The organism is Bradyrhizobium sp. RD5-C2 (assembly GCF_019972155.1).
In the GTDB taxonomy this organism is placed as follows: Bacteria; Pseudomonadota; Alphaproteobacteria; order Rhizobiales; family Xanthobacteraceae; genus Bradyrhizobium.
Map to the genome: position 1 here is coordinate 108,782 of NZ_BOVL01000020.1, position 21,704 is coordinate 130,485.

Annotated in this window: 19 protein-coding genes and 1 pseudogene; 8 read left to right on the forward strand and 12 right to left on the reverse strand. The window is 65.9% G+C overall.

All coding sequences use genetic code 11. The features are described 5' to 3' along the window. A pseudogene (locus tag BraRD5C2_RS25450) lies at positions 1-328 on the forward strand (hypothetical protein); the annotation flags it as partial. Between the two features lie 126 nt (positions 329-454). Beyond that, positions 455-1,291 carry a metallophosphoesterase family protein gene (locus tag BraRD5C2_RS25455; protein ID WP_223972899.1) on the forward strand — a complete coding sequence of 279 codons (837 nt, stop codon included), beginning with the start codon at positions 455-457 and terminating at the stop codon, positions 1,289-1,291. 6 nt (positions 1,292-1,297) lie between these two features. Here BraRD5C2_RS25455 and BraRD5C2_RS39555 read toward each other — a convergent pair whose 3' ends face one another. From BraRD5C2_RS39555 to BraRD5C2_RS25475, 4 genes are all read right to left on the reverse strand, one after another. Next, positions 1,298-1,723 carry a hypothetical protein gene (locus tag BraRD5C2_RS39555; protein WP_308444452.1) on the reverse strand — a complete coding sequence of 142 codons (426 nt, stop codon included), beginning with the start codon at positions 1,721-1,723 and terminating at the stop codon, positions 1,298-1,300. A 44-nt stretch (positions 1,724-1,767) separates the two neighbouring features. Then, positions 1,768-2,790, reverse strand: coding sequence for an NADP-dependent oxidoreductase (locus BraRD5C2_RS25465; RefSeq protein WP_223972901.1), 1,023 nt, complete (start codon positions 2,788-2,790; stop codon positions 1,768-1,770). 248 nt (positions 2,791-3,038) lie between these two features. Then, the gene (gene guaB, locus BraRD5C2_RS25470) at positions 3,039-4,529 is read right to left on the reverse strand and encodes an IMP dehydrogenase (RefSeq protein WP_223972903.1); all 1,491 of its coding nucleotides are present in this window, start codon (positions 4,527-4,529) and stop codon (positions 3,039-3,041) included. A 202-nt stretch (positions 4,530-4,731) separates the two neighbouring features. Beyond that, entirely contained in the window at positions 4,732-4,977 is a 246-nt protein-coding gene (locus BraRD5C2_RS25475) for a hypothetical protein (protein WP_092125564.1), read from the reverse strand. Positions 4,978-5,113: 136 nt separating this feature from the next. Here BraRD5C2_RS25475 and BraRD5C2_RS25480 point away from each other — a divergent pair, with 136 nt between their 5' ends. Beyond that, positions 5,114-6,604: an MFS transporter gene (locus BraRD5C2_RS25480; RefSeq protein ID WP_223972905.1), complete on the forward strand. Its 1,491-nt coding sequence runs from the start codon at positions 5,114-5,116 to the stop codon at positions 6,602-6,604. Between the two features lie 75 nt (positions 6,605-6,679). On the opposite strand, the gene BraRD5C2_RS25485 is transcribed toward BraRD5C2_RS25480, so the two are convergent. Then, positions 6,680-7,381: an RlmE family RNA methyltransferase gene (locus tag BraRD5C2_RS25485; protein WP_223972907.1), complete on the reverse strand. Its 702-nt coding sequence runs from the start codon at positions 7,379-7,381 to the stop codon at positions 6,680-6,682. A 167-nt stretch (positions 7,382-7,548) separates the two neighbouring features. Further along, positions 7,549-8,592 carry a Ppx/GppA phosphatase family protein gene (locus BraRD5C2_RS25490; protein ID WP_223972909.1) on the reverse strand — a complete coding sequence of 348 codons (1,044 nt, stop codon included), beginning with the start codon at positions 8,590-8,592 and terminating at the stop codon, positions 7,549-7,551. Positions 8,593-8,815: 223 nt separating this feature from the next. On the opposite strand from BraRD5C2_RS25490, the gene BraRD5C2_RS25495 reads away from it, so the two are divergent. Then, the gene (locus tag BraRD5C2_RS25495) at positions 8,816-11,188 is read left to right on the forward strand and encodes a xanthine dehydrogenase family protein molybdopterin-binding subunit (RefSeq protein ID WP_223972911.1); all 2,373 of its coding nucleotides are present in this window, start codon (positions 8,816-8,818) and stop codon (positions 11,186-11,188) included. Positions 11,189-11,377: 189 nt separating this feature from the next. Here BraRD5C2_RS25495 and BraRD5C2_RS25500 read toward each other — a convergent pair whose 3' ends face one another. Together BraRD5C2_RS25500 and BraRD5C2_RS25505 are read right to left on the reverse strand one after the other, a co-directional pair. Next, positions 11,378-11,986 carry a 2-hydroxychromene-2-carboxylate isomerase gene (locus tag BraRD5C2_RS25500; protein WP_223972913.1) on the reverse strand — a complete coding sequence of 203 codons (609 nt, stop codon included), beginning with the start codon at positions 11,984-11,986 and terminating at the stop codon, positions 11,378-11,380. Continuing rightward, positions 11,987-12,787 (reverse strand): hotdog family protein, encoded by an 801-nt coding sequence (locus BraRD5C2_RS25505; protein WP_223972921.1) that lies wholly within the window; start codon positions 12,785-12,787, stop codon positions 11,987-11,989. Positions 12,788-12,923: 136 nt separating this feature from the next. Here BraRD5C2_RS25505 and BraRD5C2_RS25510 point away from each other — a divergent pair, with 136 nt between their 5' ends. From BraRD5C2_RS25510 to BraRD5C2_RS25520, 3 genes are all read left to right on the forward strand, one after another. Beyond that, positions 12,924-13,421 carry a YaiI/YqxD family protein gene (locus tag BraRD5C2_RS25510; RefSeq protein WP_223972923.1) on the forward strand — a complete coding sequence of 166 codons (498 nt, stop codon included), beginning with the start codon at positions 12,924-12,926 and terminating at the stop codon, positions 13,419-13,421. 4 nt (positions 13,422-13,425) lie between these two features. Beyond that, positions 13,426-15,240: an ABC-F family ATP-binding cassette domain-containing protein gene (locus BraRD5C2_RS25515; protein ID WP_223972925.1), complete on the forward strand. Its 1,815-nt coding sequence runs from the start codon at positions 13,426-13,428 to the stop codon at positions 15,238-15,240. A 124-nt stretch (positions 15,241-15,364) separates the two neighbouring features. Continuing rightward, positions 15,365-16,444, forward strand: coding sequence for a D-TA family PLP-dependent enzyme (locus tag BraRD5C2_RS25520; protein WP_223972926.1), 1,080 nt, complete (start codon positions 15,365-15,367; stop codon positions 16,442-16,444). Positions 16,445-16,628: 184 nt separating this feature from the next. On the opposite strand, the gene BraRD5C2_RS25525 is transcribed toward BraRD5C2_RS25520, so the two are convergent. Next, positions 16,629-17,531: a LysR family transcriptional regulator gene (locus BraRD5C2_RS25525; protein ID WP_223972928.1), complete on the reverse strand. Its 903-nt coding sequence runs from the start codon at positions 17,529-17,531 to the stop codon at positions 16,629-16,631. A gap of 92 nt (positions 17,532-17,623) precedes the next feature. Here BraRD5C2_RS25525 and BraRD5C2_RS25530 point away from each other — a divergent pair, with 92 nt between their 5' ends. Next, positions 17,624-18,841 carry an MFS transporter gene (locus tag BraRD5C2_RS25530; protein WP_223972930.1) on the forward strand — a complete coding sequence of 406 codons (1,218 nt, stop codon included), beginning with the start codon at positions 17,624-17,626 and terminating at the stop codon, positions 18,839-18,841. A gap of 154 nt (positions 18,842-18,995) precedes the next feature. Here the strand turns inward: BraRD5C2_RS25530 and BraRD5C2_RS25535 are convergent, their stop codons facing one another. The 3 genes from BraRD5C2_RS25535 to BraRD5C2_RS25545 all read right to left on the reverse strand — a co-directional run bounded on the left by BraRD5C2_RS25535 (position 18,996) and on the right by BraRD5C2_RS25545 (position 21,561). Next, on the reverse strand, positions 18,996-20,213 hold the full coding sequence (locus BraRD5C2_RS25535; protein WP_223972932.1) for a BaiN/RdsA family NAD(P)/FAD-dependent oxidoreductase: 1,218 nt from the start codon (positions 20,211-20,213) through the stop codon (positions 18,996-18,998). A 2-nt stretch (positions 20,214-20,215) separates the two neighbouring features. Continuing rightward, positions 20,216-21,133 carry an SDR family NAD(P)-dependent oxidoreductase gene (locus tag BraRD5C2_RS25540; protein WP_223972940.1) on the reverse strand — a complete coding sequence of 306 codons (918 nt, stop codon included), beginning with the start codon at positions 21,131-21,133 and terminating at the stop codon, positions 20,216-20,218. A 281-nt stretch (positions 21,134-21,414) separates the two neighbouring features. Further along, the gene (locus BraRD5C2_RS25545; RefSeq protein ID WP_223972942.1) at positions 21,415-21,561 is read right to left on the reverse strand and encodes a hypothetical protein; all 147 of its coding nucleotides are present in this window, start codon (positions 21,559-21,561) and stop codon (positions 21,415-21,417) included. Between the last annotated feature and the right edge of the window lie 143 nt (positions 21,562-21,704).

Consider the following 21,704-nt stretch of genomic DNA (forward strand, 5'->3'; position numbering starts at 1 on the left):
CGACGCCGCGGATGGCGGGCTCGGCATGGTGCTGTCGGGGCTTGCCGGCGTCGCCGCCGCGCTGTTGGTCGCAATCCTGCTCTCGGCTTACTTCCGCAGCGGCTATCGCTCGACGCACGACATCGTCAGGCACAGCCTCGCCACGGCGCTGGTGCTCGGCCTGCTCGGCTATGCGGCCTACGACATCGGGCACGATGCGCTCACCTATCTCGGGCTCAACGCATCGCCGGCCGTGACGGGAACAATCCCGCCGAACACGGGGCTGCTCGGAGGCCGCGTCGCTCCGCCTGCCCTGCCCATCCCCTCGGATAAGCAGCTTGCGATCTAGCGGCCTGCGCCGCCGCATCAAACAAGACATCAAACAACGCATCAAACAGAGCAGCGAAGAACACACTGAAATCGTCATCGTTCCGACTTTGCGCCGACGCTATAATTCGGCCGAAAGGATCGATGCATGCCCCAGTTTCGCCTGACCCAAATCTCCGACACCCACCTCGCGCGCCGCTTCAAGCCGCTCGTCGACAACTTTCATCGCGTCAGCGAGCACATCGACGCGACGCGTCCCGATCTCGTGCTCAACTCCGGCGACGTCGCGTTCGATGGGCCGACCAGCCGCGACGATCTGGTGTTCGCCAAGGAACTGCACAGCGCGCTGCCGGTCGATTGCCTCTATCTGCCGGGCAATCACGACATCGGCGACAATCCGACCGCGGTCGGCCCGGTGCCGGCGCAACTGCCGACCGAAGCAACGCGCCGCGCCTTCACCTCGGTGCTCGGCGAGGACCGCTGGCATTTCGACGCCGCCGGCTGGCGCTTCATCGGCCTCAATTCGCTGATCATGAACACCGGCCTCGACAGCGAGGCCGCGCAGTTCGACTGGCTCGCCACAACGCTCGACAAGGCGGTCGGCAGGCCGGTCGCGCTGTTCCTGCACAAGCCGCTGTATCTCGACGTGCCCTACGATGCCGAACGCGCCGAGACCGCGATCCGCTACGTGCCGCAGCCGGCGCGCCGCCGTCTGATCGAGATGTTCGGCAAGGTCGATTGGCGCCTGGTCGGCAGCGGCCATGTGCACCAGCGCCGCGACTACACGTTCGAGCGAGTCAGGCAGATCTGGGCGCCCTCGGCCGGCTTCATCATTTCAGATGCGCGACAGGAAGTGATCGGCGTCAAGGAAACCGGCCTGGTCGAGTACCGCTTCCAGCCGGACAGTTTTGAAGTGCGCCACATCAGGGCCAAGGGACAGGTCGATGTCGACCTGGACATGCTGCTCGGCAAGCAACCGGCGTAAGCCGTCTCAGCTCCGCGCCGCGTCGTGCAGATCCTGCTTGATGACGGTGAGCAGCGCCTGCAGCGAGTCCTTGTTCGGCTGCTGCGCCGCCGGCGCGGGCTGCATGCGCAGCGTGGGGCGGATCGGCTCGGCGGCCGGCTCGTCCTCGACAAATTTCCCATGCAGGACGTCGTCGCGGCGGCCCATGACGAACATCGTCAGCCAATAGCCGACGGCGAGGAGAATGACCCCGAAAACAATAGCTTCAAAAATCATGGCTACACCTGAAATATAGCCATATTGAATCAACTGCGCCGGGTTCCCCGTCAAGCAAATGGGGGCCGAAAAGCCCCCAAGAGCCCGCCATTGTGGCGCTTTTGCTACTTTGTTGCGCGGAATGGGAGCTGAAATGTCCCGTTTTGACGCTCTTTCTTCATCCGAACCGGTGCCCATCCCGGATCAGGCCCGGGACGGGCTTCGCTCGAAAACGCTATCGCTCAGGCCTTGTCCGGCCCGATCCGGACCAGCTGCTTGCCGAAATTGGCGCCCTTGAGCAGGCCCATGAAGGCCTCCGGCGCGCTGTCCAGGCCCTCGGTCACGAACTCCTTGTACTTGACCTTGCCCTCGCGCACCCACTGCGACATGTCGCGCAGGAAGTCGCCGTGCATGGCGGCGAAGTCGCTGACGATGAAGCCGCGGAAGGTCAGCCGCTTGGTCAGGATGTTGCGCATCATCGCACCAGCCCATTTCGGCGCATGCGCCTCGGTGTCGTTGTAATGCGCGATCAGGCCGCAGACCGGAATGCGCGCGAACGCATTGAGCAGCGGAAACACCGCGTCGAACACCGCGCCGCCGACATTCTCGAAATAGACGTCGATGCCCTTCGGGCAGGCTTCCTTGAGCTTCGCCGCAAGATTGGGATCGCGATGGTCGAGGCACTCGTCGAAGCCGAGCTCGTTCTTGACGTAGGCGCATTTGTCCTTGCCGCCGGCGATGCCGATCGCCCGCGCGCCCTTGATCTTGGCGATCTGCCCGACCGCCGAGCCGACAGCGCCGGACGCGGCCGCGACCACCACCGTCTCGCCCGCCTGCGGCTTGCCGATCTCGAGCAGGCCCGTATAGGCGGTCATGCCGGGCATGCCGAGCACACCGACCGCGGTCGAGATCGGCGCGATCTTCGGATCGATCTTGGCGAGGCCCTTGCCGTCGGACAGCACATGCGTCTGCCAGCCCGCACGCGACAGCACGATGTCGCCCTTGGCAAAGGCCGGATTGTTGGACGCGACCACCTCGCTCACCGTACCGCCTTCCATCACCCCGCCGACCGGCACCGGTGCAGCATAGGACGGACCGTCGGCCATGCGGCCGCGCATATAGGGATCGAGCGACAGCCAGATGGTGCGCAGCAGCACTTCGCCCGCGCCCGGTGTCGGCGGCGTGTAATCCTCGAGCCTGAAATTGGCCGGCGTGGGCTCGCCATGCGGGCGCGAGGCAAGAACGATGCGCTTTCCTTGGGACATGCTGATTTCCTCTTGGGCTGATTGGTTCGTGGCGCACACGTAGTCATGCAATCCAGCTCCCCGCAAGGGAGATGGATTTGCTCTTTCGCACGCGCTTGTTTGAAATGTTGTTTGAAATGACGGGCATCATTTCGAGACGCAGCTAACCGCTAGCGTCGTCATTCCGGGGCGATCCGATAGGATCGAACCCGGAATCTCGAGATTCCGGGTCTGGTCCTTCGGACCATCCCGGAATGACGTCGGTGGAATTACACCCCGCCCGGATAGTTCGGGGCTTCGCGCGTGATCGTCACGTCGTGGACATGGCTCTCGCGCAGGCCGGCGCCGGTGATGCGGACGAACTCGGCCTTGTCGTGGAAATCCTTGATGTCCTTCGCACCGACATAACCCATCGCTGCCCTGAGACCGCCTGCGAGCTGGTGCATCACGTTGCCGACCGGGCCCTTGTACGGCACCTGGCCCTCGATGCCCTCCGGCACGAGCTTCAGCGTGTCCTTGATGTCCTGCTGGAAGTAGCGGTCGGCCGAGCCCCGCGCCATTGCACCGACCGAGCCCATGCCGCGATAGGCCTTGTAGGAGCGGCCCTGCCACAGGAACACTTCGCCGGGCGTCTCGTCGGTGCCGGCGAGCAGCGAGCCGACCATCGCGATGTCGGCGCCGGCGGCGAGCGCTTTGGCGAGGTCGCCGGAATATTTGATGCCGCCGTCGGCGATCACGGGCACGTCGGCCTTCTTCGCCGCCGCCACCGCATCCATGATCGCGGTGAGCTGCGGCACGCCGACGCCGGCGACGATGCGCGTGGTGCAGATCGAGCCCGGGCCGATGCCGACCTTGATGCAGTCGGCGCCCGCATCGATCAGCGCCTGCGCGCCGCCCTCGGTCGCGACGTTGCCGGCCACGACCTGCACGGCGTTGGAGAGCCGCTTGATGCGGTTGACGGCGTTGAGCACGTGCCGCGAGTGACCGTGGGCGGTGTCGACCACGACGACGTCGACGCCGGCATCGATCAGCCGCTCGGTGCGCTCATAGCCGGTCTCGCCGACCGTGGTGGCGGCGGCGACGCGAAGCCGGCCCTGCGCATCCTTGCAGGCCAGCGGATGGGCGACCGCCTTTTCCATGTCCTTCACGGTGATCAGGCCGACGCAGCGATATTGGTCGTCGACGACGAGCAGCTTTTCGATGCGATGCTGGTGCAGCATCCGCTTCGCCTCGTCCTGGCTGACACCCTCGCGCACCGTGACGAGGTTTTGGTGCGTCATCAGCTCCGAAACCTTTTGTCGCGGATCGGTTGCGAAGCGCACGTCGCGGTTGGTCAGAATGCCGACCAGCTTGCCCGGCACGTTCTTGCCCGCACCTGTTACGACCGGGATGCCGGAGATGCCGTGATCCTTCATCAGCGCCAGCGCGTCGGCCAGCGTGGCGTCGGGACCGATGGTCAGCGGGTTCACCACCATGCCGGACTCGAATTTCTTGACCTGCCGCACCTGAGCAGCCTGACCTTCGGGGTCGAAATTGCGGTGGATGACGCCGAGGCCGCCAGCCTGCGCCATGGCGATCGCCATCCGTGCCTCAGTGACGGTGTCCATCGCGGACGCCATGATCGGGATGTTGAGTTGGATCGCGCGGGTGACCCGCGAGCGAATATCGACTTCCGAGGGAAGAACGTCGGACAGACCGGGCTTCAGAAGCACATCGTCGAACGTGTAGGCTTCGCGGATAGCCTGAAATCCCGTGGCCATTGCCAACTCCTTATCTGCGGCCGCAGCCGCGAGGGTCTTACGGATGAACGCTACCTGCGGCGACGCTCGCTGCGTCACCGTCGAATCGGCGCCCATCGGTGGGGTTGACGCTGGTCGATAGCATGGCGGCATGACGAATCAAAGTGTTTGCCAGCCATGCACAGGCTTTTTACGGGCCGGTTCAGGGGACCCTGCAGCCCGCTTAGCGATATCCCTGCGGCGGCCCGTGCCGGCGGATCGCCTCGACCACCTCGCGGTGGCGCCGGTCCTCGCGCTTCATGTGGACCGCAATGACCGCATGGGCCGACGGCACCAGCAGCAAAACGTGGAAAAACAGGCCGAAAATCGCGCAAAACACGATCAGGACCAGATTGAAGATAGCCGAAAACGGCTGTCCGTTCAGGAGCAGCCCGATCGGCGGCAGCAGAGCGGCAAGGACGTAGATCACGGCACACCTCAGGCGCTGGCGGATGCATAGCAGCGTCACGCAGGATTTAGGGCGTTTGCCCGGTTCCGCAATAGCGTGGTCCGGGGCAGGATGATATGGCCCCCTCGCCCGCCTTTTTCAGCACGGCTGTCCTATTTTGATAAACAAACAACGCCTGATCCCGCTCATCGTCGCTACCGCCCTGTTCATGGAAAACATGGACTCGACGGTGATTGCGACCTCGCTGCCGGCGATCGCCGCCGATATCGGCACCAGCCCCCTGACGCTGAAGCTTGCGATCACGTCCTATCTGCTGTCGCTCGCGGTGTTCATCCCGGCCAGTGGCTGGACCGCGGACCGCTTCGGCGCCCGCATCGTGTTTGCCGCCGCCGTCGCCGTGTTCATGCTGGGCTCGATCGGCTGCGCGCTGTCCTCCTCGGTGACCGATTTCGTGTTCGCTCGCATCCTGCAGGGCCTCGGCGGAGCGATGATGACCCCGGTCGGGCGGCTAGTGCTGCTGCGCTCGGTCGACAAGAGTGCGCTGGTCAACGCGATGGCCTGGGTGACGGTGCCGGCGCTGATCGGCCCGGTGATCGGGCCGCCGCTCGGCGGCTTCATCACCACCTATTTCTCCTGGCACTGGATCTTCCTGATCAACATCCCGATCGGGCTGCTCGGCATCTTCCTGGCGCTGAAATATATCGACCCGATCAAGAGCGAGGACCCTGAACGTTTCGACCTGGTGGGCCTGGTGCTCGCCGGCATCGGGCTCGCCGGCATCGCCTTCGGGCTGTCGGTCGCAGGCCTCAATCTGTTGCCGTGGCCGATCGTCGCCGGCCTGGTCGGGGTCGGCACGGTGTCGATGACGCTCTACCTCATCCACGCCCGGCGCACCGGTTCGCCGGTGCTCGATTTCGGGCTGCTGCGGCTGCCGACCATGCGGGCCTCGATCGTCGGCGGCTTCCTATTCCGGCTCGGCATCGGCGCGCTGCCGTTCCTGCTGCCGCTGCTGATGCAGGTCGGCTTCGGCCTGTCGCCGTTCCAGTCTGGTCTTGTCACCTTTGCCTCGGCGGTCGGCGCCATGGGCATGAAGACGCTGGCGGCACGCATCATCAAGGCCTTCGGCTTCCGCAACATGATGACGGCGAATGCGGTGGTCAGCTCGGCCTTCCTCGCCGCCTGCGCCCTGTTCACGATCTCGACGCCGCTGATGCTGATCTTCACCATCCTGGTGGTCGGTGGTTTCTTCCGCTCGCTGCAATTCACCGCGATCAACACCGTGGCCTACGCCGAGGTCGAGGCGCCGCAGATGAGCCGCGCCACTACCCTCGTCAGCGTCAACCAGCAGCTCGCGGTGTCCGCGGGCGTCGCCGTCGGTGCGTTCTCGGTCGAGACCACGCTGGCGCTGCATCACCAGACCGAGCTGTCCGCCGACGTGTTCGGACCGGCGTTCATCGTGGTGTCGCTGATCTCGGCAGCGTCCGCCTGGTTCTTCTGGCAAATGCCGGTTGATGCCGGCAACGAAATCGCCGGCCGCAAGGCGATCGACATCTCGAGCCGCAAGGGTGCCGAGAAGCGCGCCGCCACTGACGCCGTCAAGGCAGCGACCGAGGACACGCAGAACGCGCGGGATCAGCGGCTGGGGTAGGTTCAGTCCCGTCATTGCGAGCGAAGCGAAGCAATCCATGCCTCCGCGTCTGCGGAACGATAGATTGCTTCGTCGCTACGCTCCTCGCAATGACGGCTGCTGCTGTCCCCGAAACCCCGTCGCCAGCACGTAGCGCTCGGAGGAATCCTGCCGGCTGGCGGACGGCTTGACGTGACGCACGCTGGCAAAATCGCGCTTCAGCTGTGTCACCAGCTCGGCGTCGGCGCCGCTCTGGAGCACTTTTGCCAGGAACGTGCCGCCGGGATTGAGCACCTCGCCGGCAAAATGCGCGGCGGTCTCGACCAGCCCGATGATGCGCAGCTGATCGGTCTTGCGGTGGCCGGTGGTGTTGGCGGCCATGTCGGACATCACGAAATCGGCGCGGCCGCCCATCATCGCGATCAGCTTCTCGGGCGCGTCATGGTCGAGGAAGTCGAGCTGCGCGAAGGTCACGCCGGGGATCTCGCCCATCTCCAGGAGATCGATCGCGACCACCTTGCCCTTGCCGTCGGCGGCACCGGTGCGCTTGGCCGCGATCTGGCTCCAGCCGCCGGGCGCAGCGCCAAGGTCGACGACGGTCATGCCCGGCTTGAGCAGGCGATATTTGTCGTCGATCTCGAGCAGCTTGAACGCCGCGCGCGAGCGATAGCCCAACGCCTTGGCCTTGGCGACGTAGGGATCGTTGAGCTGGCGCTCGAGCCAGAGTTTTGACGACAGCTTTCGCTTGCCGCCGCTCTTGACCGTGACGTGCAGCCGCCCGGTGGTGTCTTTCGCCATTCCATTTTCTCTTCTCCCTCGCCCCGCTCTTGCGGGGAGAGGGTTGGGGTGAGGGGCTGCTTCCGCAATGAAGGTGAGAGATGCTTTCGTGGAGAGTCCCCCTCACCCGGATTGCATTGACATGCAATCCGGCCTCTCCCCGCAAGCGGGGCGATGCTAAGGAAGCTCTAGCACGCCCGAAGTGCGCCGTCCTCGCGCATCATCTCGACCAGCATGCCCTCACGCAGGCCGCGATCGGCGACGCGCAGCCGTGGCATCGGGAACGCGTTGCGGATCGCGTCGAGGATCGCGCAGCCGGCGAGCACGAGGTCGGCCCGCTCGACGCTGATGCAGTTGTTGTTGACGCGCGCCTCGTAGCTCATGCCGAGCAGCTTCTGGATCGTCGCGGTGACATCGCCATCGTTCATCCAGATGCCGTCGATGCGGCGCCGATCGTAGCGCGACAGATTGAGGAACACGCCGGCGAGCGTGGTCACGGTGCCCGAGGTGCCGAGCATGTGCATGTCGCGGAGATCGCGGCCGTGCTCGGCCGCGAACGGCGCGACGTGGCGAGCGACCTCATCGATCATGCGCGCATACATGTCCCTGGTGACGTTCTTGCCGCCGAAATGTTCGGCCAGCGTGACGACGCCGAGCGGGATCGACATCCACGCCTTGATGCGCGGCGGCGCATCGCGCGCGTCGGGATCGCGCTCGATCCGCACCAGCTCGGTCGAGCCGCCGCCGATGTCGAACAGGATGGCGCCCCGCCCCTTCGGATCGAGCAGCGGCGAGCAGCCGATCACGGCGAGCGTCGCCTCGGTCTCGCGATCGATCACCTCGAGCTCGATGCCGGTCTCGGCCGCGACGCGCGCGCGAAAGCTTTCGGCATTGCCGGCGGCGCGGCAGGCCTCGGTGGCGATCAGCCGCAGCCGGCGGGCCTTGCGATAGCGGATCTTGTCGCTGCAAATGGCGAGCGCGGCAATCGCCCGCTCGATCGCAGCCTCGCTGATCGAGCCGGTCGCGGCGATGCCCTCGCCGAGCCGGATGATCCGCGAGAACGAGTCGACCACGCGGAACCCGTCGCCGGTGGGACAGGCGATCAACAGCCGGCAATTATTGGTGCCGAGGTCGAGCGCGGCGTAGACACCGCTTTCCGCGGCTGCCGCAATCAGCCCTGACGGGGCTTCGCCGGCCGGAGGGCCGTCACAAAGCCGCACATAGTCATTCATCAAAACACTGTCTTTCCGCAGGACCCCAAGGGCAATCCAGGGGGATTCTCGGGGCCTGCCGAATAATTGTCCGCTCACGGAAACTTTAGCAGCGTCAAAGCCCTGCGCAAACTCCGTTCACATTGGGTCCATGCCCAATCGGGCGTTGTCGTTAAGGGGGGCGTGCGTTATCTCGTCTTCGCCCCCAAACTCCAGCAAATCCGGGCATTTCAGGTCATTTTCGATGCAAGATCACACGCCGCCCGCCTCTCTCGAAAACGCTATCGCACTGCAAAAATACGGTGTCGGACAGCCCGTTCGACGAAAGGAGGACGACACCCTGGTGCGCGGCAAGGGCAAATACACCGACGATTTCTCCCTTCCCGGCCAGGCCTATTGCTGGATGGTCCGCTCCTCCCATGCCCATGGCATCATCAAGGGGATCGACACGGAAGCCGCCAAGGCGATGCCGGGCGTGCTCGGCGTCTGGACCGGCGCCGACCTTGCGGCCGCGGGCTACAACCCCTTCACCTGCGGCCTGCCGCTGAAGAACCGCGACGGCTCACCGCTCAAGCAGACCAACCGCCCCGCGCTGGTGACCGACAAGGTGCGCTTCGTCGGCGATCCCGTCGCGTTCGTGGTGGCGGAGACCGCGGCGCAGGCCCGCGACGCTGCGGAGGCCGTCGAGGTCGACATCGAACCGCTGCCGGCGGTGACGGACGCGGCCGAAGCGGCCAAGCCCGGCGCGCCGCAGCTCTATGACAACATCGCCGATAACGTCGCGCTCGATTATCATTATGGCGACACCGCCAGGATCGAGGCGGCGTTCGCCGCCGCCGCGCATGTCACAAAACTCGACATCGTCAACACTCGCGTCGCCGTGGTCTCGATGGAGCCGCGCGTCGCGCTCGCGCATTACGACAAGAAGACCGAACGCTTCACGCTGCAGGTGCCGACCCAGGGCGTCTCCGGCAACAAGGCGATCCTGGCGCGGCTGCTCAATGTGCCCGCCGACAAGGTCCGCATCCTCACCGGTAATGTCGGCGGCTCGTTCGGGATGAAGAACCTCAACTATCCCGAATACACCTGCATCGCGCATGCGGCGCGCCAGCTCGGCCGTCCGGTGAAGTGGCTGGACGAGCGCTCGACCAGCTTCCTGTCCGACAGCCAGGGCCGTGCGCAGCTGATCCATGCCGAGCTCGCGCTCGATGCCGACGGCAAGTTCCTCGCGGTGCGGCTCTCCGGCTACGGCAATCTCGGCGCCTACATCACCGGCGTCGCGCCGGGTCCGCTGTCACTCAACACCGGCAAGAACCTCGCCAGCGTCTATCGCACGCCGCTGCTCGGCATCGACATCAAGACGGTCGTGACCAACACTACGCTGATGGGCGCCTATCGCGGCGCCGGCCGGCCCGAGGCCAATTACTACATGGAGCGGCTGATCGATGCCGCCGCCGACGAGATGGGCATCAACCGCTTCACGCTGCGCAAGCGCAACTTCATCAAGCCGTCGGAGCTGCCGTTCCCGGCGGCCTCCGGCGTCACCTATGACAGCGGCGATTTCGCCGGCGTGTTCCAGAAGGCGCTGGAGATCTCCGACTACGAGAACTTCGCCAAGCGCAAGAAGGAGAGCAAAAAGAGCGGCAAGCTGCGCGGCATCGCCGTCGGCTCCTATCTCGAGGTCACCGCGCCGCCGAGCGGCGAGCTCGGCAAGATCACCTTCGAGCCCGACGGCTCGGTGAGTCTCACCACCGGCACGCTCGATTACGGCCAGGGCCACGCCACGCCGTTCGCGCAGGTGCTGTCCGAGCAGCTCGGCGTTCCCTTCGAGAAGATCACGCTCGAACAGGGCGACAGCGATCTGGTGCGCTTCGGCAACGGCACCGGCGGATCGCGCTCGATCACCGCGACCGGACAGGCGATCGTCGAGGCGTCCGCACTGGTGGTCGAGAAGGGCAAGAAGGCCGCCGCGCACGTGCTGGAGGCCTCCGAGGCCGACATCGAATTCGGCCAGGGCCGCTTCACCATCGCCGGCACCGACCGCTCAATCGGCATCATGGAGCTCGCCGAGCGGATGCGCGACAGCAAGATGCCTGACGGCACGCCGGAGACGCTCGACGTCGATCATGCCACCAAGGAGACGGCGTCGACCTTCCCGAACGGCTGCCACGTCGCCGAGGTCGAGATCGATCCCGACACCGGGGTGACGCGGATCGTGCGCTACTCGGCGGTCAACGATTTCGGCACCGTGGTCAACCCGATGATCGTCGCCGGCCAGCTCCACGGCGGCGTGGCGCAGGGCATCGGGCAGGCGCTGATGGAGGAAGTCAGTTACGACGGCTCAGGACAGCCGATCACCGGTTCGTTCATGGACTACGCGCTGCCACGCGCCGGTGACGTGCCGTCGATGCTGGTCGGCGATCATCCCTCGCCGGCGAAATCCAATCCGCTCGGCACCAAGGGCTGCGGCGAAGCCGGCTGCGCCGGCAGCCTGGTCTGCATCGTCAACGCCGTGGTGGACGCGCTGTCGGAGTACGGCATCAAGCACATCAACATGCCGCTGACGCCCGAACGCGTCTGGCGCGCGATCCAGGACGCCAAGGCGAAGGCGGCGTAAGGGCGTATTGCCCGCCGCCGCAAACACCACTGTCATCGCCCGCGAAAGCGGGCGATCCAGTATTCCAGAGACAGCAGTTCTTGAGCCGAGCGACCGCGGCGTACTGGATCCCCCGCATGCGCGGGGTATGACATCCGTTGGTGCTCGGCGTTCTTGCGCCTGCCTGCGCCGCCGCCCGTTCAGGTCCGATCAAGCTAACGTCTTCAGTGCGCGATCCAGAAACTCCAGACGGTCCTGCCCCCAGAAAATCTCGCCGGACGGCAGCACGTAGCTCGGCGCGCCGAACACGCCGGCTTTCAGCGCATCCTGGGTGTTCTGCTCATAGAGCCGGTCGAGCTCGGCATCTGACGGAGCGCCTGCGCGCAAGGCCGCAGTGTCCAGGCCGGCGCGTTGCGCGGCAGCCGACATGACATCGGCGTCGGAGAGCGCCTCCTCGCGCTCCCAGATGGCGCGGCCGAACTCCAGCGAAAGGCGATGGGCGTCCTTGCCCTGCAGGGCAGCAGCAATGACGAGACGCACCGCCGCAAGGTCATCGCTCGGAAAATGCTTGGGCTCGATGTTGAGCGGAATGCCCCTCACCTCGCGCCAACGCCTCAGCTCGACCAGCCGGTAGGCTTGCCGTTGCGGCGAGCGCTTTGGCAGCGGCAGGCCACCGGTCTGCTCGAAGATCGGACCGAACTTGCAGGGCTTGGCGTTAACGGTCGCGCCATGGCGTCGCGCGATCTCGGCAAACGGTGCGCTGCCCATAAACGTCCAAGGCGAGTTGAGCGACAGATAATAGTCAATGATGACCGACATCTACGCCGCCGCCTGCTCGCGCGGTTGGGTGATCGCGATGTGCCAGCAATGCCCGAGCGGCACGCCATTGCCGAGCACCAGCGCGTCGAGCTCGACGAAGCGGTGGCCCTTCTTGTCGTAATTGCCGGTGACCTTGGCGCGCGCGGTCAGCTCGTCGCCGATCTTGCCGGCCGACAATAGCTGCATGCGGGTGCCGACATGGATCCAGGGTCCGAGGATCGCGTTGTCGACCAGCACCTTGTTCATCATCCGCGGCAGCAGGCCGGGATGGCCGAGACCTTCGCGCAAGTAGATCGGGTCGGTCTCGCGGATATCGGCGAGATATTCCTTGGCGGCATCGCCGGACCAGTCGCGCGGGATCACGCCGAGCCACTTGCCCTCTTCATAGGACGACGCGCTCACCGGCTTGCGCTCGGCGACGGCGGGGACCTGCTTGTAGTCGTCGAGCACAAATTTCGGCGCAGAGGCCGGCAGCGACGCGGTGCCGGTGGCGCAGAGCTCGCCGCGGCTATGGAGCTCGATCGTGAGCCCATTGCCGCTTTCCCGACCGGTCAATTCCGCGATCTCACCGTCATAGACCGGCTTGACGAAGCGGGCGTCGATCAGGCCGCGTTCGAGGAAATCGCGACCCCACTTCTCGACCGGCAGATGCATCATGTAGGCCATCACGTCGACGCCGGGCACCAGCCCGCCGGAAAAGCCGAACTTCCGCGCCACCGTGTCGTCGTGGATCTTGTTCTCCGACAGTTTCGAGGTGTTGTAGGCCGAGACACGGTAGGTCTGCATGGCGCCTGAAGACATGGGGTTTTCCCTTATTTCCGTTGTTTTTCTGGTGACAATGGTAGTCGAACAAAGAAGCATGGCAAGCCTCTCGTTTTGCTCGCAATTTTCCGCACCATGGAGTACACGCAGGCCGCACCCGCCAACCAATGAATCGATGACTGAAACCCCTGCCCAAACTCGCATCTATGTCGACGCCGACGCCTGCCCGGTGAAGGACGAAATCTATCGCGTCGCGATCCGGCTCGGCGTGCCCGTCAGCGTGGTCGCGGGCAATTTCATCCGCGTGCCGCAGGATCCGCTGATCGAGCGCATCGCCGCCGGCGCCGCGATGGATGCCGCCGACGACTGGATCGCGGAACGCGCGCATGAGGGCGACGTCGTGATCACAGCGGACATTCCGCTGGCGAGCCGCTGCGTCAAGGCCGGCGCCGACGTGATCGCGCCGAACGGCAAGCCGTTCACCGAACAATCGATCGGCATGACGCTTGCGGTGCGCAATTTGATGACCGACCTGCGCTCGTCCGGCGAAATCACCGGTGGGCCGAAATCATACTCGCCGCGCGACCGCTCGACCTTCCTGTCGACACTCGACCAGACCATTCGCCGCATCCAGCGCCGCCGCGCCGAGCAGGCGCCGGCAAACGGGGATTAGCGCGATGGCTCCACCGCTCATCCAGCTCAAGGACATCCGCCTCACTTTCGGCGGCACGCCGCTGCTGTCAGGCGTCGAACTGTCGGTCTCCGCGGGCGAACGCGTCTGCCTGATCGGCCGCAACGGCTCAGGCAAGTCGACGCTGCTACGCATCGCGGCCGGCCTGGTCGAGCCTGATGGGGGCAGCCGTTTCGTGCAGCCCGGCGCCACCATCCGCTATCTGCCGCAGGAGCCGGATTTCGGCGACCACAAGACGACGCTGGCCTATGTCGAGGCCGGGCTTGGTCCCGGCGACGACCATTACCAGGCGCGCTATCTGCTCGAACAGCTCGGCCTCAGCGGCGAGGAGGATCCGGCGCACGTCTCTGGCGGCGAGGCGCGCCGCGCGGCGCTGGCACGCGTGCTGGCGCCCTCGCCCGATATCCTGCTGCTGGACGAGCCGACCAACCATCTCGATTTGCCGACCATAGAATGGCTCGAAGGCGAATTGGAGAGCCGGCGCTGCGCGCTGGTGCTGATCAGCCACGACCGCCGCTTCCTCACCAATCTGTCGCGCACCACCGCGTGGCTCGACCGCGGCCAGATCCGGCAGATCGAACGCGGCTTTGGCGCCTTCGAAGCGTGGCGCGACGAGGTGCTGGCCGAGGAAGAGCGCGAGCAACACAAGCTCGACCGCAAGATCGTCAACGAAGAACACTGGCTGCGCTACGGCGTCTCCGGCCGCCGCAAGCGCAACGTCAAGCGGCTCGGCAATCTCTTTGCGCTGCGCGACCAGCGCCGCGACTACCGCGGCGCCACCGGCAATGCCACGCTCGCCGCCGCCGAGGCCGAGAAATCCGGCCGCCTCGTGATCGAGGCGAAGACCATCACCAAGGCCTATGGCGAGCGCACGATCGTCGATACCTTCTCGACCCGGATCCAGCGCGGCGACCGCGTCGGCATCGTCGGCCCGAACGGCGCCGGCAAGACCACACTCGTGCATCTCTTGATCGGCAACGATCCGCCCGACTCCGGTTCGGTGCGGCTCGGGGCCAATATCGAGATGGCAACGCTCGACCAGCATCGCGAAAGCCTCGATCCGAAGCTGACCTTGGCCGAGGCTTTGACGGGCGGCCGCGGCGATCACGTGATGGTCGGCGACAAGTCAAAGCACGTGATCGGCTACATGAAGGATTTCCTGTTCGCGCAGGAGCAGCGCGGCACGCCGCTGGAGGCGTTGTCCGGCGGCGAGCGCGGCCGCCTGATGCTCGCGCGCGCGCTCGCCAAGCCGTCGAACTTGCTGATCCTGGACGAGCCGACCAACGACCTCGATCTCGAAACCCTCGACGTGCTCGAGGACATGCTCGGCGACTACGAAGGCACCGTGATCCTGATCAGCCACGACCGCGACTTCCTCGACCGCGTGGTGACGTCGGTGATCGTGCCCGAAGGCCAGGGCCGCTGGATCGAATATGCCGGCGGCTACTCCGACATGCTGGCGCAGCGCGGCGCCGACGTGAAGCGCGAGACGGTGAAGGCAGACGCCGCCATCGAGGAGAAAAAGGAAGCCAGGGCCGCCGCACCCGAAGCGGCACCGAGGCGACGACTGAGCTTCAACGAGAAGCACGCGCTGGAGACATTGCCGAAGACCATCGACAAACTGCACGCCGAGATCGCAAAGCAGCAGAAGCTGCTCGACGATCCCGACCTCTATGCGAAGGATCGCAAAAAATTCGATGCAGCTTCAGCGGCGATCGCCAAGGCGCAAGACGAGCTTGCCGCCGCCGAGGACCGCTGGCTCGAGCTCGAAGTGCTCCGCGAAGAGATCGAGCAGGCATGAGCATGATGATTCCTGCCGTCATTGCGAGCGAAGCGAAGCAATCCATTTCGCCGCTTGCGGAGAGATGGATTGCTTCGTCGCTGCGCTCCTCGCAATGACAGAACGCTGAACCGGAGTTGACCCGATGACCACGCCCCTCGCCGCCAAGATCGCCAAGGAGTACGGCACGCCCTGCGCCGTGATCGACATGGACCGGGTTGAGCGCAACATCGCGCGCATCCAGAAGGCCTGCGACGAGGCCGGTGTCGCCAACCGGCCGCATATCAAGACGCACAAGAACCCGATGCTGGCACAGCTGCAGATCAAGGCCGGCGCCAAGGGCATCACCTGCCAGAAGCTCGGCGAGGCCGAGATCATGGCCGACAGCGGCATCGACGACATCCTGATCAGCTACAATCTGCTCGGCGACGAGAAGATGGCGCGGCTCGGCGCGCTGCAAGGCAAGGCCAACGTCACCGTCGCGGCCGACAATTCAGTCGTGATCGGCGATCTGCCGAAGGCAGCAGCCGCCTCGGGGCGTCCGCTGTCGGTCGTGGTCGAATGCGACACCGGGCGCAAGCGCGCCGGCGTCGAGACCCCGGCCGAGGCGATCGCGCTGGCGCGCGAGATCGCAGCTTCGAAGGGCCTGAGCTTCGCGGGCTTCATGCTGTATCCGACCGAGACCGGCTGGGCGGATGCGCAGAAATTCTACGACGAGGCGCTGGCCGGCGTGCGCGCCCACGGCCTCGATGCGACCATCGTCTCGACCGGCGGCACGCCGAACCTCGTCAATCTCGGCAAACTGAAGGGCGGCACCGAGCACCGCTTCGGCACCTACATCTACAACGACCGCATGCAGGTCGCGGCCGGCGTTGCCTCCTGGGACGACTGCGCGCTGCATATCTATTCCACCGTCGTCAGCCGCGCCGGCCCCGAGCGCGGCATCCTCGATGCCGGCTCCAAGACGCTGACCTCGGACACCGGCGGCCTCGAAGGCCACGGCCTGATCCTCGAACATCCCGAGGCCAAGATCGCACGCTTCGCCGAAGAGCACGGCTTCCTCGACTTGTCCCGCAGCAACACGCGGCCCAACGTCGGCGACGTCGTGCGGATCGTGCCCAATCACGTCTGTGTCGTCGTCAACATGATGGACGAGGTCGTGATGGTGCGCGGCGACGAGATCATCGGCGCGCTGCCGGTAACGGCGCGCGGCAAGCTGCGCTGATCTGAGCGCCCGCGCATCCTTCGAGGCTCGCCCAGCGACGCAATTGCGCCGCAAGGCTCGCACCTCAGGACGACGCTCTCTCTACAGGAGAGATCGCTCTCTCGAAGCCGTCACACTAAGATGCCGTAGCGCAGCGGAGGCCTCGAAGTGCGACGGCGGGCGTCGCTCTACCCGCCCTACGAATCTACCCGCGGATCAGCGCCTGCAGCTCGCGGTCCAGCGCATCGCGAAACACCTCGATCGGTCGCGCCAGGCGGCCGGCGGGCGGACGATGCACGATCCAGGCGCGCACAGCCGGATTGAAATCCGCGATCTTCACGGTCTTGAGCCGACTGCGGATCGGACTTCGCTTCAGTGCCACCGGCGTGACGAGACCGATGCCGAGGCCGCGCGCCACCAGTGACAGGCGTAGTTCGCTGTCGAGCGCCTCGACCGCGATGTTGAACGGCAGATGCGCCGCGTCGAAATGGCGCTTCAGCGTCTGGCGGAAGCCGCAGCCGTCCTGGTTGATCACCCACCCGGTGCGCGACAGCCATTCGAGGTCGACGAATTTCGGCGTCTTCATCTCGCGCGCGACCACGAACACCACCGGCTGCGCGCCGAGATCGGAGGCCTCGAGATCGTCTGGCGGCGCGGTGCCATCGGGCAGGCAGATCGCCGCGGCGTCGAGTTCGTTGCGGCTGACCCGCTCCATGTGATTGGGCGACCAGCCCGAGACGACGCGCAGCGCGAGCGCAGGGAACTCGCCGCGCACCGCATCGAGCGGACCAGTGAGCCCCGCCTCCGACAGGAACGGCGTCAAGCCGAGCCTGAACTCGCCGCGCACCACGCCGTCATTGGCGACGCCTGACTTGAGATCGTCGAGCATGCGCAGCACGCGGCGCCCCTGCTCATAGGCCTCGATCCCCGCAGCCGTCGGCTTCAGCGGCTTCGACAGCCGGTCGAGCAGCTGCGCGCCGAGCATCTCCTCGAGATTCTGGATCCGCCGCGTCACGCCGGGCTGGGTCAGGTTCAGCCGCGCCGAGGCCGCGACGATCGATCCGGTCTCCACCACGGCGACAAACGCCACAAGGTCATGGGTGTTCATAACAATCTCGCATATTCTTCATCATCTTATTTGAATTGTAGCATATTGTCCCGATCCCCTAAAGGGATCTCGCCACTCCATCGCGAGGTCCCATGACGATTTCCGAAGCCACCAAGCTCTCCCCGGCGCACGCCGTCTCAGTGCGTCCCTTGATCTGGATCGGCGCCATCACCACCGGCACCGTCGTCACGAACTTATTCGCGCCGCAGATCCTGGTCGGGCTGATGAGTCGATCGCTCGACATGACCGCGCTGCAGGCCGGCCTGATCTCGACGCTGACCCTGCTCGGCTACGCACTCGGGCTGTTGCTGCTGGTGCCGCTGGTCGATCTGGTCGAGAACAAGCGGCTGATCCTGCGGACCCTCGCCTGCGCCATCGTCGCCGCTATCGGTACCGCGATGGCGCCGACGCCGCTGATCTTGCTGGCCGCCACCTTCATCCTCGGCGCCTCCTGCGCCGCGATCCAGATGGTGGTGCCGCTGGTCGCCTCGATGGTGCCGCCGGAGCGCCGCGGACAGGCGATCGGCGATGTCATGAGCGGCTTGATGATCGGCATCCTGCTGTCGCGGCCGCTGGCGAGCCTGATCGCGGACAGCTGGAACTGGCGCGGCTACTACCTCACTTCGGCCGTGCTGATGACCGTGCTCGGTTGCGCGCTGGCGCGTTATCTGCCGACGCTGCAGCCTGCGGCGAAGGTCAGCTACGGCGCGCTGCTGCGTTCATTCCCGAGATTGCTGCGCGAGGAGCCGGTGCTGCGCGTTCGCTCCTGGACCGCGGCGCTGGTGATGGCATCGTTCACCGCGTTCTGGGCGGCTGTCGCGCTGCGGCTGCCGGAAGCGCCGTTCAAGCTCGATGCCAAGGGGATCGCGCTGTTCGCGCTGATCGGCGTTGCGGGCGCGGCGGCGACTCCGATCGCCGGCCGTTGGGGCGACCGAGGTTTCGCGCGGCCGTTGCTGATCGTCTCGCACCTCCTCATCGCCGGCGCGCTCGTGCTATGCGCCTGGGCCGGCATGATCGAGTCGCGGATCGTTGCCCTTTCGCTGCTTGGCGTCGGCGCCGTGCTGCTCGATTTCGGCATCACCACCGACCAGACGCTCGGCCGCCGCGCCGTCAATCTGTTGCAGCCGGAGGCGCGCGGCCGGATCAACGGCCTGTTCGTGGCGCTGTTCTTCATCGGCGGCGCGGTCGGTGCGGCGGCGGCGTCCGCGGCGTGGAGTTTTGGTGGATGGACGGCGGTCTGCGCGGTGGCTGCGACGTTCGGTGTGCTCGGGTTCATCACCGACATTGCGACGAAGACGGGATCGGAATGAGTTGTCCGGCTCCGATGCGTGGGGCCCCCGCGCATCCTTCGAGGCTCGCTTCGCGAGCACCTCAGGATGACGCTCTCTCGAAGACAAGAGCTCTCTCGAAGCCGTCACCCTGAGGAGCCGTAGCGCAGCGGAGGCCTCGAAGGGCGGCGGCGGGCTACGCGATGCCGACGTAACGTAACGCGCCCTTCCCCGCTGCGGCGCCCGTTGCGAACGACGCCTGCAACAGGTAGCCGCCGGTCGGTGCTTCCCAGTCGAGCATTTCGCCAGCGGCGAAAACGCCGGGCAGCCGACGCAGCATGAAATGCGCGTCCAGCTCGCTGAAGACGATCCCGCCGGCGCTCGAGATCGCCCGATCGATCTGCGCGATGCCCGTGAGCTGAACCGGAATCGCGTTGATCAGCTGCGCGAGCTCCGCCGGCGAGAACGATGCCAGTGGCCGGCCAGACGCAATCGCGGCCTCCTGCATCAGGCCGATGCCGACGGGAGAGAGTTGCGCCGCCTTGCGCAGGAAATTCGCGAGCGACTGCTTGCCGCGCGTCCCGGACAGGCGGGTGGTCAGCGCGGCGGCGTCGAGGTCGGGCCGCAGCGCGATCGTCAGCGTCGCCTGCCCGATACCCAGCACCGCCTCACGCAATTCCGCGGACAGCGCGTAGATGGCGCCGCCTTCGATGCCCGTGCGGGTGACGACGGCCTCGCCGCGCACCGTGTGCGGACCAATCGTCAATGCGATGCCCTTCAGCGGCTGCCCTTCGAAGCGATCACGGAAGACATCCGACCACGCGACCGTGAAGCCGGAATTGGCCGGCCGCATCGGTGCGACGGCGATGCCCTTCGCTGCGATGGTCACCGTCCACGTCCCGTCGGAGCCAAGCCGCGGCCAGCTCGCGCCGCCGAGCGCAAGCACCGACGCATCGGCATTGACCACGAGCGGACCATCCGGCGTTGCAAACAACAATCCGCCGCTCTCGTCCCACCCAATCCAGCGATGCCGGAATGCAAACGCAACGCCCGCGGCATCGAGCCGCCGCAGCCAGGCACGCAGCAACGGAGATGCCTTGAACACTTTTGGAAACACGCGGCCGCTGGTGCCGATGAAGGTGGGCTGCCCCAGCACGGCGCTCCAGGCGCGCAAGGCATCAGGCGGAAACACCTCGACCGCGGCCTTCAGGCGCGGCATCGCCTCGCGATAGCGCGCAAGGAAATCCGGCAACGGCTCGCTGTGCGTGAGATTAAGGCCACCGCGCCCGGCCATCAGGAACTTGCGCCCGGCCGACGGCATCGCGTCGTAGACGGTGACCTGTGCACCGCCGGCCGCAAGGGTTTCCGCCGCCATCAGGCCGGCGGGACCGGCTCCGATGACGGCGACACTCATGCTCAGAGCTTGATCCCGGCCCGCGCAGCGGCCTGGGCGACGTATTTCTGTGTCTGCTCGAACGCGCCCTGCAGCGCCTTCGCGGTCGACATGTCGCTGATCGCGTTGAAGTGCGCGGCAACGCCGTCGGGCGTCCATTCGGATTGCGGCAGGTTGACGCCTTCGGTCTCCAGCACGCGGATGACAGCGAACGAGCCGGCACCGGCGCCCATGATGGTGCGGGTCGGCGCGTCCTCCGAGAGCAGGAATTCGACCGCGGGCGTGATCGCTTCCGGCTTCATCAGTTGCAGCGCCTGCGGCGGCAGCAGTTCCTCGGTCATCCGGGTCGCAGCCGTCGGCGAGACGGTGTTGACCTTGATGTTGTTCTTGCGGCCCTCTTCGGCGAGCACGTTCATCAGGCCGACCATGCCGGCCTTCGCCGCGCCGTAATTGGCCTGGCCGAAATTGCCGAACAGGCCGGACGAGGAGGTCGTCAGCACGATGCGGCCATAGTTGCGCTCGCGCATGCCGGCCCACACCGCCTTGCAGCAATAGAAGGTGCCGGTGAGATGCACGTCGAGCACCTTGGCCCAGTCGGCGACCTCGAGCTTGGTGAACGACTTGTCGCGCAGGATGCCGGCATTGGCGCAGAGCAGGTCGACGCTGCCCCACTCCTTGGTGGCGCGCTCGACCATCGCGGTGACTTGCTCGAAGTTCGAGACGTCGGCGCCGTCGGCCATCGCGGTGCCGCCGGCCTTGCGGATCTCCTCGACCACGGTCTCGGCCGGCGACAGCGAGCCACCGGTGCCGTCGCGCGCGCCACCAAAATCGTTGACCACGACCTTGGCGCCGCGGCTGGCGAGCCCCAGCGCGTGCGCCCGCCCAAGACCATTGCCCGCGCCGGTGACGATAGCGACGCGTCCGTCAAACCTGATTGCCATGCCTGTCGTTCCTGCTCTGACTACCCTTCTCCCCTTGTGGGAGAAGGTGGCGCGCGCCAGCGCGCCGGATGAGGGGTTCTCTCCATGGATGAGCACGCGGAGAGAGACCCCTCACCCGGCTCCATCTCGCTCCGCTCGACTGCGCCACTCTCTCCCACAAGGGGAGAGGGTGAGTGCTCGAACGGCATGAAAAGGTTGGGGACTTTTGAGCAGCGATGCATGGCCGGGTCAAGCCCGGCCAAGACCAAAGAAGGCCAGACCCAAGCCGGCCACCGGGCGCGCTAGACGGAAGGGGTCATCGATCCGCAGGGTTTCAGGCTTTTGAGCAGGTGCCCGCTCCAGCACTCGTGATGCTCCTGGGCGTAGCTCAGCGAGCCAATCAAAATCAAACCGACCACGACAAGTCCGGCGACGATGTTCTGCACCATGGCTGCCACTCCCGGGACCGCACCGCCTCAACGGAGGCATGATGGACACCAGGGATCAAAGCCGTCAATGCGCTATGTGGATCAGGCGAGCAACTCACCGCCTCTGAAAGGGGGTTGCGACGGGCTCGCTCCACCACTCCCGC